The sequence below is a fragment of the Pantoea sp. WMus005 genome (genome assembly GCF_013415305.1).
Classification (GTDB): Bacteria; Pseudomonadota; Gammaproteobacteria; order Enterobacterales; family Enterobacteriaceae; genus Pantoea; species Pantoea rara.
The window spans coordinates 1-12,724 of sequence record NZ_JACBXU010000005.1 but is presented as its reverse complement, the minus strand read 5'-3'; the positions used below and the strand labels follow the sequence as shown (position 1 = coordinate 12,724).

General features: G+C 54.9%; 11 protein-coding genes and 2 tRNA genes. 3 read left to right on the top strand and 10 right to left on the bottom strand.

Annotated features, from left to right (window positions below; all coding sequences use genetic code 11):
- Positions 1 to 35: 35 nt before the first annotated feature.
- Positions 36 to 1,511, bottom strand: a complete 1,476-nt coding sequence (gene ilvC / locus HZZ01_RS16985; protein ID WP_033784686.1) for a ketol-acid reductoisomerase — start codon at positions 1,509 to 1,511, stop codon at positions 36 to 38.
- A 162-nt stretch (positions 1,512 to 1,673) separates the two neighbouring features.
- Here ilvC and ilvY point away from each other — a divergent pair, with 162 nt between their 5' ends.
- Positions 1,674 to 2,555, top strand: a complete 882-nt coding sequence (gene ilvY, locus HZZ01_RS16980) for an HTH-type transcriptional activator IlvY (protein WP_008926355.1) — start codon at positions 1,674 to 1,676, stop codon at positions 2,553 to 2,555.
- On the opposite strand, the gene ilvA is transcribed toward ilvY, so the two are convergent.
- The 6 genes from ilvA to ilvL form a co-directional block, all read right to left on the bottom strand.
- The gene (gene ilvA, locus HZZ01_RS16975; RefSeq protein WP_008926356.1) at positions 2,556 to 4,103 is read right to left on the bottom strand and encodes a threonine ammonia-lyase, biosynthetic; all 1,548 of its coding nucleotides are present in this window, start codon (positions 4,101 to 4,103) and stop codon (positions 2,556 to 2,558) included.
- A 2-nt stretch (positions 4,104 to 4,105) separates the two neighbouring features.
- Positions 4,106 to 5,956: a dihydroxy-acid dehydratase gene (ilvD, locus tag HZZ01_RS16970; RefSeq protein ID WP_095706524.1), complete on the bottom strand. Its 1,851-nt coding sequence runs from the start codon at positions 5,954 to 5,956 to the stop codon at positions 4,106 to 4,108.
- Between the two features lie 62 nt (positions 5,957 to 6,018).
- The gene (locus HZZ01_RS16965) at positions 6,019 to 6,948 is read right to left on the bottom strand and encodes a branched-chain amino acid transaminase (protein WP_136196583.1); all 930 of its coding nucleotides are present in this window, start codon (positions 6,946 to 6,948) and stop codon (positions 6,019 to 6,021) included.
- A gap of 18 nt (positions 6,949 to 6,966) precedes the next feature.
- Positions 6,967 to 7,224, bottom strand: coding sequence for an acetolactate synthase 2 small subunit (gene ilvM, locus HZZ01_RS16960; RefSeq protein WP_179898703.1), 258 nt, complete (start codon positions 7,222 to 7,224; stop codon positions 6,967 to 6,969).
- Positions 7,221 to 8,867, bottom strand: coding sequence for an acetolactate synthase 2 catalytic subunit (gene ilvG, locus HZZ01_RS16955; protein ID WP_179898702.1), 1,647 nt, complete (start codon positions 8,865 to 8,867; stop codon positions 7,221 to 7,223). Before ilvG ends, ilvM begins: the two co-directional genes overlap by 4 nt.
- A 150-nt stretch (positions 8,868 to 9,017) precedes the next feature.
- On the bottom strand, positions 9,018 to 9,116 hold the full coding sequence (ilvL, locus tag HZZ01_RS16950; protein WP_072101316.1) for an ilv operon leader peptide: 99 nt from the start codon (positions 9,114 to 9,116) through the stop codon (positions 9,018 to 9,020).
- Positions 9,117 to 9,446: 330 nt separating this feature from the next.
- On the opposite strand from ilvL, the gene HZZ01_RS16945 reads away from it, so the two are divergent.
- Positions 9,447 to 10,967, top strand: a complete 1,521-nt coding sequence (locus HZZ01_RS16945; protein ID WP_179898701.1) for a YifB family Mg chelatase-like AAA ATPase — start codon at positions 9,447 to 9,449, stop codon at positions 10,965 to 10,967.
- 25 nt (positions 10,968 to 10,992) lie between these two features.
- Here the strand turns inward: HZZ01_RS16945 and HZZ01_RS16940 are convergent, their stop codons facing one another.
- Positions 10,993 to 11,331: a DUF413 domain-containing protein gene (locus HZZ01_RS16940; RefSeq protein ID WP_010253568.1), complete on the bottom strand. Its 339-nt coding sequence runs from the start codon at positions 11,329 to 11,331 to the stop codon at positions 10,993 to 10,995.
- Positions 11,332 to 11,451: 120 nt separating this feature from the next.
- Between HZZ01_RS16940 and hdfR the strand changes: the two genes are divergently transcribed.
- Positions 11,452 to 12,285 (top strand): HTH-type transcriptional regulator HdfR, encoded by an 834-nt coding sequence (hdfR, locus tag HZZ01_RS16935; protein WP_008926363.1) that lies wholly within the window; start codon positions 11,452 to 11,454, stop codon positions 12,283 to 12,285.
- Positions 12,286 to 12,401: 116 nt separating this feature from the next.
- Here hdfR and HZZ01_RS16930 read toward each other — a convergent pair.
- Together HZZ01_RS16930 and HZZ01_RS16925 are read right to left on the bottom strand one after the other, a co-directional pair.
- Positions 12,402 to 12,477 (bottom strand) — tRNA-Trp (locus tag HZZ01_RS16930).
- A gap of 7 nt (positions 12,478 to 12,484) precedes the next feature.
- Positions 12,485 to 12,561: transfer RNA gene (locus HZZ01_RS16925), tRNA-Asp, on the bottom strand.
- Positions 12,562 to 12,724 lie beyond the last annotated feature (163 nt).

Below are 12,724 nucleotides of genomic sequence, written 5' to 3'. Positions count from 1 at the left end.
GGGGTTTGTTTTGCTGAAAATGGTGAAGAGGTTTATTAGCCCGCGACAGCGATACGCTTCATGTCGGTCATGTAGCCACGCAGTTTGCGGCCAACGGTTTCAATCGGATGCTGGCGAACGGCTTCGTTGACGTCACGCAGCTGCGCATTGTCGACCTGCGTGCCTTCAACCGCTTTACCCAGATCGCCTGGCTGCAATGTGGTCATGAACTCTTTCAGCAGCGGAACTGCGGCGAAGGAGAACAGATAGTTACCATATTCGGCAGTATCAGAGATAACCACGTTCATTTCATACAGACGCTTACGGGCGATGGTATTCGCAATCAGCGGCAGCTCATGCAGTGATTCGTAGTAAGCAGACTCTTCAATGATGCCAGCGTCTACCATGGTTTCAAACGCCAGCTCAACGCCCGCTTTAACCATCGCTACCATCACAACACCTTTGTCGTAGTACTCCTGCTCTTCGATTTTGCCTTCATACTGTGAGGCGGTTTCGAATGCGGTCTGGCCGGTCTCTTCACGCCAGGTCAGCAGGTTTTTATCATCATTCGCCCAGTCAGCCATCATGCCGGAAGAGAATTCACCGGAGATGATGTCATCCATGTGCTTCTGGAACAGCGGCGCCATGATGGTTTTCAGCTGTTCCGACAGTGCATAAGCGCGCAGCTTCGCCGGGTTAGAAAGACGATCCATCATCAGGGTGATACCACCAAATTTCAGTGACTCGGTGATGGTTTCCCAGCCGAACTGAATCAGTTTTTCTGCGTAAGCCGGGTCGGTCCCTTCAGCCACCAGCTTGTCGAAGCAGAGCAGTGAACCGGCCTGCAACATACCGCACAGGATAGTCTGCTCACCCATCAGGTCTGATTTCACTTCTGCTACGAAGGAGGACTCCAGTACGCCAGCACGATCGCCGCCAGTCGCTGCTGCCCAGGCTTTAGCAATCGCCATGCCTTCGCCTTTTGGATCGTTTTCCGGGTGAACCGCGATCAGCGTCGGCACACCAAAGCCACGTTTGTACTCTTCACGCACTTCAGTACCCGGGCACTTCGGTGCCACCATCACGACGGTGATGTCTTTACGAATGCTTTCGCCCACTTCAACGATGTTGAAACCGTGTGAGTAACCCAGTGCAGCGCCATCTTTCATCAGCGGCTGAACAGCCTGAACTACAGCAGAGTGCTGCTTGTCTGGAGTCAGGTTAACCACCAGGTCAGCCTGCGGGATCAGATCTTCGTAAGTCCCCACTTTGAAACCGTTATCGGTCGCTTTGCGCCATGAAGGGCGTTTTTCCGCAATCGCTTCGGCACGCAGTGCATAGGCGACGTCCAGACCGGAATCACGCATGTTCAGACCCTGGTTCAGGCCCTGCGCACCACAGCCAACGATAACGACTTTTTTGCCTTTCAGGAAACTGGCACCATCCGCGAATTCATCACGCGCCATGAAACGACATTTGCCTAATTGCGCCAGCTGGTTGCGCAGGTTCAATGTGTTGAAATAGTTAGCCATGAGTACTCCGGTAAGGTTGTGTTTGCTTTTTTTGTTCAGGAACGGCGAATCATGCAGCGCCGCGAATGACCCCATCATATGACAGGAATTCTGTTGCTTAAATTGATATATTAACAACGTCACATTGCAATAAATGCAACACCACCCAGAGGCGACGCGCACATGGATTTACGGGATCTGAAACTGTTTCTTCATCTGGCAGAAAGCTGCCACTTCGGGCGCACTGCGCGTGCTATGCACGTCAGCCCTTCTACGCTGTCACGCCAGATCCAGCGGCTTGAAGAAGATGTCGGCCATGCGCTGTTTCTGCGCGATAACCGCACCGTAACGCTGACGGAAGCGGGCGAACGCCTGCGCCAGTTTGCCCAGCAGACACTGTTGCAGTATCAGCAACTGCGCCATGTGATGGATCTTAACGGCCCGTCACTCAGCGGCGAACTACGCCTGTTCTGTTCTGTGACGGCGGCCTATAGTCATCTGCCGCCAATCCTTGACCGCTTTCGCGCTGAACATCCGCAGGTCGAAATCAAACTGGATACCGGCGATGCCGCGGATGCGGTGGAAAAAGTGCACTCCGGCGATGCTGATCTGGCGATTGCGGGACGGCCTGAAACCCTGCCCGCCAGCATTGATTTTATGCCACTGGGGCTGATCCCGCTGGTACTGATTGCGCCTGCGCTGCCCTGTGCTGTTCGCACCCAGGCCACACAGCCGCAGCCCGACTGGTCAAAAATTCCGTTTATCCTGCCGGTGCAGGGGCCTGCACGACGGCGTATCGACCTCTGGTTCCGCCGTCAGCGCATACCGAATCCGGTGATTTACGCCACAGTATCGGGTCATGAGGCGATTGTCTCGATGGTGGCGCTGGGCTGTGGTATTGCACTGTTGCCGGATGTGGTGCTGGAGAACAGCCCGGACCCGGTGCGTAACCGCGTGCTGTTACTGGAGAATATTGACTCGGTTGCACCCTTCGAACTCGGCATTTGCGTGCAAAAAAAGCGGCTCGGAGAGCCGCTGATCAGTGCTTTCTGGAGCCAGCTGTAATCAGTTGCCTGACAGGAAGAAGCGGAACGCCGGGTTCTGGCTTTCGTCATGAAAGTCGTAACCCAGATCGGTGAGATGCTCCTCGAAACGTGGCTCATCGCTGCCGAGTTCAAAAGCTGCCAGCACACGACCGTAATCGGTGCCGTGGCTGCGGTAATGAAACAGCGAGATATTCCAGTGAGTGCCCAGCGTCTGCAGGAACTTCAGCAATGCGCCAGGTGCCTCCGGGAATTCAAAGCTGAAGAGCCGTTCACGCAGCGGCTTGGAGGGACGTCCGCCCACCATGTAGCGCACGTGCAATTTCGCCATCTCATCATCTGAAAGATCGACCACCTGATAACCGCCGCTGGTGAGCTCGCTGATGATTTCGCTACGCTCCTCCACGCCACGGGTCAGACGCACGCCAACAAAGATGCAGGCTTTGTCCGCATCCGCGTAGCGGTAGTTGAACTCGGTGATGGAACGTCCGCCCAGCGTCTGGCAGAAGCGCAGGAAGCTGCCCTGCTGTTCCGGGATGGTGACGGCCAGCAGCGCTTCACGCTGTTCGCCCAGCTCACAACGCTCGGAGACGTAACGCAGGCCGTGGAAGTTGACGTTGGCACCTGATAACACATGCGCCAGCCGCTCGCCTTTGATCTCGTGCTGCTGGATATACTTTTTCATGCCCGCCAGCGCCAGCGCGCCAGACGGCTCCGCCACGGCACGAACATCTTCGAACAGATCTTTCATCGCCGCGCAAATCGCATCGCTATCGACGGTGATAATGTCATCGATGTAAGCCTGACAGAGCCGGAAAGTTTCGCTGCCAATCCGTTTGACCGCTACGCCTTCGGCAAACAGCCCGACGCGCGGCAGATCGACCGGATGACCCGCTTCCAGTGCGGCTTTCAGGCAGGCTGAATCTTCTGATTCCACCGCAATCACTTTGATTTGCGGCATGAGTTGCTTAATCAGCACAGCCACGCCGGCCGCCAGACCGCCGCCGCCAACCGGGACAAAGACCCGGTCGAGGTGCGCATCCTGCTGCAACAGCTCCATCGCCAGCGTGCCCTGTCCGGCAATGACAGCCGGATGGTCAAATGGCGGCACGAAGGTGTAGCCGCGCTGTTCAGCGAGTTCTATCGCTTTGGCTTTCGCCTCATCAAAGTTGGCGCCAAACAGGAAAGCCTCACCACCAAATGCGCGCACTGCATCAACCTTGATGTCTGCGGTCGCCAGCGGCATCACAATCAGTGACTTGATGCCCAGTTTCGTCGCGGAGAGTGCCACGCCCTGCGCATGGTTACCGGCTGACGCCGTCACCACGCCGCGCGCTTTCTGCTCTTCGTTCAGACCGGCAATCATCGCGTAAGCACCGCGCACTTTGAAACTGTGCACCGGCTGGCGATCTTCCCGCTTCACCAGAATGGTGTTGCCGAGACGCGCTGAAATTTTTTCCATAACCTGCAGCGGCGTCACCTGTGCAACTTCATACACCGGGGAACGCAGCACTGCGCGCAAATATTCGGCGCCGCCAGGCGCGTCAGGTAGCGGTTGAGACTCGGCCATTTTTAGCCTCCCAGCTTGCTCTTATCGCGGACGGCGCCTTTGTCAGCACTGGTCGCGAGTAATGCGTAAGCACGCAGCGCAAAGGAGACTTCACGCTGACGATTGACCGGCGTATACGCCGCATCGCCACGTGCCTGCTGCTCTTCACGGCGGGCGTGCAGTTCGTTATCCGGCACAGCGAGTTTGATGCCGCGATTAGGGATATCGATTTCAATGGTGTCGCCATCTTTGACCAGCGCAATGGTGCCGCCGTTGGCTGCTTCAGGCGAAGCGTGACCGATAGAGAGGCCCGATGTACCGCCGGAGAAGCGACCGTCAGTGATCAGTGCACAGCTTTTGCCCAGGCCCATCGATTTCAGATAGGTAGTCGGATAGAGCATTTCCTGCATGCCCGGTCCGCCTTTTGGTCCTTCGTAGCGGATGACGACCACGTCGCCTGCTACGACTTTGCCGCCCAGAATCGCTTCTACCGCGTCATCCTGACTTTCATAGACTTTAGCCGGACCGGTGAAGGTCAGAATCTCTTTGTCGACGCCCGCCGTTTTAACGATACAGCCATCTTCGGCGATATTGCCGTAAAGCACGGCCAGACCGCCATCCTGCGAGTAAGCATTTTCGCGGGTACGGATACAGCCTTCGGCACGGTCATCATCCAGCGTGTCCCAGCGGCAGTTCTGCGAGAATGCCTGGGTGGTACGGATACCCGCCGGGCCAGCGCGGAACATATCTTTTACCGCCTGATCTTTGGTCAGCATGATGTCGTACTGATCCAGTGTTTCACGCATCGTCTGCTGCAGGATATTACGGGCGCTGCTGTCGAACAGGCCTGCGCGATCCAGCTCGCCGAGAATGGCAAAAACGCCGCCCGCGCGATGCACATCTTCCATGTGGTATTTCGGGGTGCTTGGCGCGACTTTACACAGCTGAGGCACTTTACGTGACAGGCGATCGATGTCGGAAATATTGAAGTCGATGTCGCCTTCCTGTGCCGCCGCCAGCAGGTGCAGTACGGTGTTGGTGGAACCGCCCATGGCGATATCCAGCATCATGGCGTTTTCGAACGCGGCCTTGTTTGCGATGTTACGCGGCAGCATGTTGACGTCATCCTGCTCGTAGTAGCGCTTGGTCAGACTGACGATGCGCTTACCGGCATTGATGAACAGCTCTTTGCGATCGGCGTGCGTTGCCAGCAGTGAACCGTTGCCAGGCTGCGACAGGCCGAGTGCTTCAGTCAGGCAGTTCATCGAGTTGGCGGTGAACATACCAGAACAGGAGCCGCAGGTCGGGCAGGCAGAGCGTTCAATCTGATCGCTGTCGGCATCGCTGACGTTCGGGTTGGCACCCTGAATCATCGCATCCACCAGGTCCAGCTTGATGATCTGATCAGAAAGCTTGGTTTTACCCGCTTCCATCGGGCCGCCGGAAACAAAGATCACCGGGATATTGAGGCGCAGGGACGCCATCAGCATACCTGGGGTGATTTTGTCGCAGTTGGAGATGCAGACCATGGCGTCGGCGCAGTGCGCGTTGACCATGTACTCGACCGAGTCAGCAATCAGTTCGCGCGAAGGCAGTGAATACAGCATGCCGCCATGACCCATGGCAATACCGTCATCCACCGCGATGGTGTTGAACTCTTTAGCCACACCGCCAGCCGCTTCGATCTGTTCGGCAACCAGTTTACCCAGGTCGCGCAGGTGAACGTGGCCAGGTACAAATTGGGTGAATGAGTTAACCACAGCGATAATCGGCTTGCCGAAATCGTCGTCGGTCATTCCTGTCGCGCGCCATAAGGCACGGGCACCCGCCATATTGCGGCCGTGGGTGGTAGTGGCGGAACGGTACTTAGGCATACTCTATTTACTCCAGTAAGAATAAGCTCGCGGACGTCAGATGACGCCCGCGCTGTATCTGATTATGGATTAACCGGATCTAACCAGCCCCATTTGTCTTCGGTTTCGCCAGTGAACAGGCCAAAGAAGGCTTCCTGGATACGTTTGGTGACCGGACCACGTTTGCCTTCGCCAACCTGAATGCGATCAACGCTGCGCACTGGTGTGATTTCTGCGGCGGTGCCTGACATAAAGATTTCGTCTGCCAGGTAAAGTGATTCACGCGACAGCGTCTGCTCACGCACTTCAATGCCCATATCGCGCGCCAGCGTGATGATGGCATCGCGGGTGATACCCGGCAGTGCCGAAGAGGTAAATGGCGGTGTATAGAGCACGCCATCTTTAACTTCAAACAGGTTTTCGCCTGCACCTTCGGAGATCAGGCCATTGGTATCCAGCGCGATCCCTTCCTGATAGCCGTGACGACGAGCTTCGCTGCCCACCAGCAGTGAGGAGAGGTAGTTACCCCCTGCTTTAGCGGCGGTTGGCAGGGTATTTGGCGCAACGCGGTTCCATGAGGAGACCATGGCATCGATGCCGTTTTCCAGCGCTTCAGCACCCAGATATGCGCCCCACGGGAAGGCAGCAATGATCACGTCGGTGGTGAAGCCGTCTGGCGGGTTCACGCCCAGGCCTACATCGCCGACAAAGGCCAGCGGACGGATATAAGCACTTTTCAGTTTGTTCACGCGGATGACTTCGCGGCACGCTTCCATCAGCTCATCAACGCTGCTTTTAATCGGGAAGCGGTAGATTTTGGCGGAGTCGTGCAGACGTTGCATGTGTTCGCGATGACGGAACACAACCGGTCCTTTGTGAGAGTCGTAGCAACGCACGCCTTCAAATACCGACGTACCGTAGTGCAACGCGTGAGACATGACGCTGACCTTCGCATCTTCCCACTTAACCATCTCGCCATTGAACCAAATAAAGTCTGCTTTCTTCGTGCTCATTGTTATTCCCTCTCGCGGCTACGCGCGGATTTGTTGTGTTGTCTGTTGTTGAATCTGAACGCATGCAACGTCGATCAATTTACTTAACTGCGAAGACAGTAAATCGACGGAGCGCTGGCTGGCAACGGTCATTTCAATATTAATGTTGTCTGCATTGGCGACTGAGGCCATGTTCATAGAACAGACCTGAAAGCCGCGGTGACGCACGACGCGTAAGATGCGCTCCAATATTTCAGGACGGAAACGGGCTTCGATAGACAATTGATGCTGGTTCATACGGTTTTCTCCATCATGTTTGCATTGCTGGCACCCGGCGGTACCAGTGGCCAGACGTTTTCATGCTCATCTATTGCAACATGCAGGAAGTAAGGACCTTCGCTGTTCAGCAGAGCATCAAGGGCGGCGTCGACCTGATCTTTACGGGTAATGCGCTGGCCGGGAATATTGAACGCGCTGGCCAGCGTGAGGAAGTCGGGATTGTCGGACAGATTGGTTTCACTGTAGCGGCCATCAAAAAAGAGCTGCTGCCACTGACGCACCATACCCAGACGCTGGTTATCCATCAGTACGATTTTGACCGGCAGCTTGCCGCGCTTAATCGTGCCCAGCTCCTGGATGTTCATCATGATCGAGCCATCGCCCGAAACACAGATAACCGTATCTTCCGGACGTGCAACCTGCGCGCCGATAGCGGCTGGTAAACCAAAGCCCATGGTGCCTAAGCCACTGGAGGTGATGAAGTTCTCCGGCGCACTGAATGCCATGTGTTGCGCCGTCCACATCTGGTGCTGTCCGACGTCGGTGGTGACCACGGCATTGGCCGGTTTGCGGTCGGAAAGCTGCTTCAGCAACAGCGGCGCATAGATCGCTTCGCCCGGATGGTCATAGCGCCATGGATGACTGGCTTTAAGGGCTTTCACCTCATCACGCCAGGCGTCGATATGCAGAGGCTGACTCAGGGCAGGCAGCAGTTCGTTGAGATCGCCCTGCAGAGAGACATGTGCGCGACGCAATTTGTTTAACTCAGCAGGATCGATGTCGAGATGAATTACGCTGGCATGCGGTGCAAAGGTATCCAGCTTGCCGGTTACGCGGTCGTCGAATCGGGCACCGATTGCGATCAGCAGGTCACACGCCTGTACGGCCAGATTGGCGGCTTTGGTGCCGTGCATCCCCAGCATGCCCATATAGACATCACTGTTTGGATCCACGCTGCCCAGCCCCTTCAGGGTAGCCACAGCCGGGATGCCGGTCTCTTCTGCCAGCGCACGCAGTGCAGGAACTGCCTGTGCCAGACCCACTCCACCACCAACGTAAAGCATTGGTTTTCTGGCCTGCGCCATCAGTGCGCGTGCTTCGTGAATTGCCTGATGTGGCAGCGCGCTTCCCTCTTCTACCGGAGCCAGATGCGGTACGGGTTCACCCTGCGCAATCTGAATGTCTTTCGGAATATCAACCAGCACCGGACCCGGACGACCCGACTGCGCCAGCGCAAAGGCTTCTGCCATGATAGCGGGCAGCTCATCCAGAGATTCGACCAGGAAGCTGTGTTTGGTACAGGCCAGCGAGAGTCCCAGGACGTCGATCTCCTGGAAGGCATCGGTGCCGATAAAGGCAGAGGTAACCTGACCGGTGATGGCGACAACCGGAACCGAATCCATCATGGCATCCGCCAGGCCAGTGATCAGGTTAGTTGCGCCAGGACCTGAAGTGGCGATACAGACGCCAGTTTTGCCGGTTGATCGGGCATAGCCAATGGCCGCCATCACAGCGCCCTGCTCATGACGACACAGTAGGTGTTCCACGCCGCCGTCATAGAGCGCGTCGTATACCGGCATGATTGCGCCGCCAGGGTAACCGAATACGGTATCAACACCCTGCGCGCGTAAAGCCTGAACTACCCACTGTGCACCTGTCATCGCTATTCTCCTGTGTACTGACCGGAACAACAGAATTTTATGCTACTGTTCATTGTTTGTTCCTCGTGGATTTACTGATATTTCCTCGGGTCGAAAAAAAACCCCCGGACCTTTCGGTGCGGGGGTTTTTTCGGATTCGAGGCTTGATTTTTAAGCCTTTCTTTCTCCAAGCGTTGCCCCGCACGGTAGGTTAATAACCACCACCACGCTAATCACGACCAGGCTAATCACTTGTAGAAGGGCTTTCATGTGTTGTTCAATTCTTTTTCGTGTTCGAAGTAATGCCTACAGAGTTATCATAGTCAGGGGGGATGACACAACTTTTTTCACAGAATTTTTTTAGTGCATAACGCTGAATGGCGTACTATCAATATGTAAAACAAGAAAAAATTATATGATGATAATTATTCATCACTTTAGTGTCGTAATGATGTTTTGGCGAATTTGCGCGCTGCTACACAACGTTTTAATACGTCATGGAATAATCACTTGTGGGCTGTGCGATACCCCGAACAGTGCTGATCGTCCCCTCGCCTTCCTTTAAAGCTGTCGCCAGACTGGTGGCAACAAGGAGCGAGTATGTCATTGTCAAAAGTTCTGACCCGGGCAGCACTGGGAGTCCAGGCCCCGCTGGTGACCATCGAAGCACACATCAGTAACGGCCTGCCTGCATTAACACTGGTGGGCCTGCCTGAAACCACCGTGAAAGAAGCACGTGAGCGGGTACGCAGCGCCATCATCAACAGCGGTTTTACCTTTCCGGCAAAACGCGTCACCATCAATCTGGCACCGGCGGATTTACCCAAAGAGGGCGGGCGGTATGACTTACCCATGGCAATCGCCATTCTGGTCGCCTCTGAGCAGCTTCCTGCCGACAAGCTGACGCACTATGAGTTTCTGGGTGAACTGGCACTCGACGGCGCACTATGCGGTGTACAGGGTGCAATACCTGCAGCCATGGTGGCTATCCGGGATGGGCGGCAGCTCGTTCTCTCGGCTGCAAATCAGGGTGATGCCGGACTCATCCGGCAGGGTACGTCGCTGGTCGCCGCTCACCTCAGCGAAGTGTGCGGCTTTCTGCGCAATGAACTTACATTACCAGCAGCCCCATACCCAGAGCATCAGGGCGATGCGCCTGCTGAGGATCTCGCGGATATCATTGGTCAGGAACAGGGTCGCAGAGCACTGGAGATCACTGCAGCTGGCGGGCACAACCTGTTACTGATTGGGCCACCTGGCACCGGTAAAACCATGCTCGCAACCCGACTGCCTGGCATTATGCCTGCTTTAAGCGATCAGGAAGCACTGGAGTGCGCGGCAATTGCCAGCCTGGTGAACAACAGTGCCCTGCACCGACAGTGGCGTACCCGGCCATTCAGGTCACCTCATCATAGCGCGTCTCTCTATGCTTTAATTGGCGGCGGATCGCTGCCACGGCCCGGTGAGATCTCACTGGCACATAACGGCGTGTTGTTCCTGGATGAGTTACCGGAATTTGATCGCAAGGTGCTGGACTCCCTGCGCGAGCCGTTAGAGTCGGGCATCATCGCTATTTCACGTACCCGCGCTAAAGTCACCTACCCGGCACGGTTTCAGCTCATTGCTGCGATGAACCCCAGTCCAACCGGGCATTATCAGGGACAGCATAACCGCTGCTCACCCCAACAGGTGCTCCGGTATCTCAGTAAGCTATCAGGCCCTTTTCTTGATCGTTTTGATCTTTCGCTGGAGGTGCCGCTACTGCCGAGTGGCATGCTCAGCGGTCAGCGTGCCAGAGCGGAAGCGTCTGAGCAGGTTCGTCATAGGGTGGTCGCGGCACGTGAGATTCAGCTGGCTCGCGCAGGCAAAATAAATGCGCATTTAAACAATGCGGAGATTATGCGCTGGTGTCAGCCTGCTAAAGAGGATGCCGAGTGGCTGGAGTCCGTGCTGGAGAAGTTAGGTTTATCGGTACGGGCATGGCAGCGGATTTTGAAAGTGGCACGCACGGTAGCCGATCTGGCGGGGGATGCAGACATCACACGATATCATCTGCAGGAAGCCGTCAGTTATCGCACGATTGATCGATTGATGATTCATCTGCATAACAGCCTGCAATAAAAAAGGGGCTTTCGCCCCTTATCAATTAATCGTCGCTGTCAGTAAAGTCTTCAACGGTGTCCATCTGCGGTTTACCGCCAGACAGCGTATGAAAACGCTTAGGACGCTTAATACGGGTCATATATTTAGACCATACACGTTCAGCTTCCGTTTGCGGCTCACGCACGCCACGACACACTTCAATAAACAAACGTTCTTCTTCGGTCGCAGGCTCACGCTTTGATAAATCCAGCTCATTAAAAGCGAAACCGTGGCGTTCAAGAAGCTGAGCTTCTTTAATAGTAAAGTCACCGTGGCGTGAGAAACCACGCGGGTAATGTTTGTTATCAAAGAAACGATTCTCTGTTGAGAAGCTTTCCGCCATGTTACACGCTCCTGATTTTCTAATGCCGTGCTGTTAATGGCGCGGAGTATTAGATAGGCTTGACAGAGTGTAAAACAAAACATTTAAATCTATACGACAAACATTTTTTGGGAGAACGCTGTGGATACGGAATTACTGAAAACTTTCCTGGAAGTGAGCAGAACACGCCATTTCGGGCGTGCTGCAGAAGCACTTTACCTTACGCAATCTGCTGTCAGTTTTCGCATCCGTCAGTTAGAGAATCAGCTTGGCGTTAATCTTTTTACACGGCATCGCAATAACATACGTCTGACTGCGGCCGGAGAGCGACTGCTTCCTTATGCTGAAAGCCTGATGAGTACCTGGATGATGGCTAAGAAGGAGGTTTCTCATACTCAGCAGCATCATGAGCTTTCGATAGGTGCCAGTGCATCTCTGTGGGAGGCTTATCTTACGCCATGGCTACAGACGCTGTATGAGAATCGTGAGAGCCTGCATTTAGAAGCACGCGTGGCACAGCGGCATCTGCTGGTTAAGCAGCTCCATGAGCGCCAGCTGGATTTGTTGATTACAACTGAAGCGCCGAAAATGGATGAGTTAACCAGTCAGCAGATTGGTCACATTTCACTCGCGTTGTTTTGTGCCCGGCAGAGCGAAAAACGCGAAAAATATGATTATATTAAGCTGGAATGGGGGGCAGATTTTCATCAGCACCAGAGCTACCTCTCGGGGGCTGATGATGTGCCAGTACTATCCACAACGTCGGCGCATGTCACACGTGAACTGCTGCATACCACGGGAGCGTGCGCTTTCCTGCCGGACTTCTGGCAGAGCGTTTACAGTGAGTTGATGATGATTCCGGATACGCCTGTTGCCGTTCGTCCGCTCTATGCTGTCTGGTTGCAGAACAGCGATCAGCAGGCACATATCCGTCAGTTGCTTAAATTCCCGATTCTGGTCAGGCAAAACAGCTGAATTTGCAGGCAGGGAGTAAGCAGAGAAGATCAGAGGCCAGTTAGTGTTAGCTGGTTTTTCTTTTTGCTTTCTTAAAAGCAAAAAAAAATCCTTTGCCGAAGCAAAGGATCGTTTTCTGGCAGGGGCGGAGGGACTCGAACCCCCAACACCCGGTTTTGGAGACCGGTGCTCTACCAATTGAACTACGCCCCTAATAGGGTGGCGGAACGGACGGGGCTCGAACCCGCGACCCCCTGCGTGACAGGCAGGTATTCTAACCAACTGAACTACCGCTCCACCGATTCTTTCACAGCGCTCAGCAACCGGCTGAGAGCCGTCTGTTCCTGTTATTTTCCCTGTCAGAGGAAAAGGAACGAATTTAATGCCTGGCAGTTCCCTACTCTCGCATGGGGAGACCCCACACTACCATCGGCGCTACGGCGTTTCACTTCTGAGTTCG

What these genes read in the sequence shown, in the direction of transcription:
- ilvC (WP_033784686.1), bottom strand. Translation starts at nt 1,511, where the DNA reads ATGGCTAACTATTTCAACACATTGAACCTGCGCAACCAGCTGGCGCAA.
- ilvY (WP_008926355.1), top strand. Translation starts at nt 1,674, where the DNA reads ATGGATTTACGGGATCTGAAACTGTTTCTTCATCTGGCAGAAAGCTGC.
- ilvA (WP_008926356.1), bottom strand. Translation starts at nt 4,103, where the DNA reads ATGGCCGAGTCTCAACCGCTACCTGACGCGCCTGGCGGCGCCGAATAT.
- ilvD (WP_095706524.1), bottom strand. Translation starts at nt 5,956, where the DNA reads ATGCCTAAGTACCGTTCCGCCACTACCACCCACGGCCGCAATATGGCG.
- HZZ01_RS16965 (WP_136196583.1), bottom strand. Translation starts at nt 6,948, where the DNA reads ATGAGCACGAAGAAAGCAGACTTTATTTGGTTCAATGGCGAGATGGTT.
- ilvM (WP_179898703.1), bottom strand. Translation starts at nt 7,224, where the DNA reads ATGAACCAGCATCAATTGTCTATCGAAGCCCGTTTCCGTCCTGAAATA.
- ilvG (WP_179898702.1), bottom strand. Translation starts at nt 8,867, where the DNA reads ATGACAGGTGCACAGTGGGTAGTTCAGGCTTTACGCGCGCAGGGTGTT.
- ilvL (WP_072101316.1), bottom strand. Translation starts at nt 9,116, where the DNA reads ATGAAAGCCCTTCTACAAGTGATTAGCCTGGTCGTGATTAGCGTGGTG.
- HZZ01_RS16945 (WP_179898701.1), top strand. Translation starts at nt 9,447, where the DNA reads ATGTCATTGTCAAAAGTTCTGACCCGGGCAGCACTGGGAGTCCAGGCC.
- HZZ01_RS16940 (WP_010253568.1), bottom strand. Translation starts at nt 11,331, where the DNA reads ATGGCGGAAAGCTTCTCAACAGAGAATCGTTTCTTTGATAACAAACAT.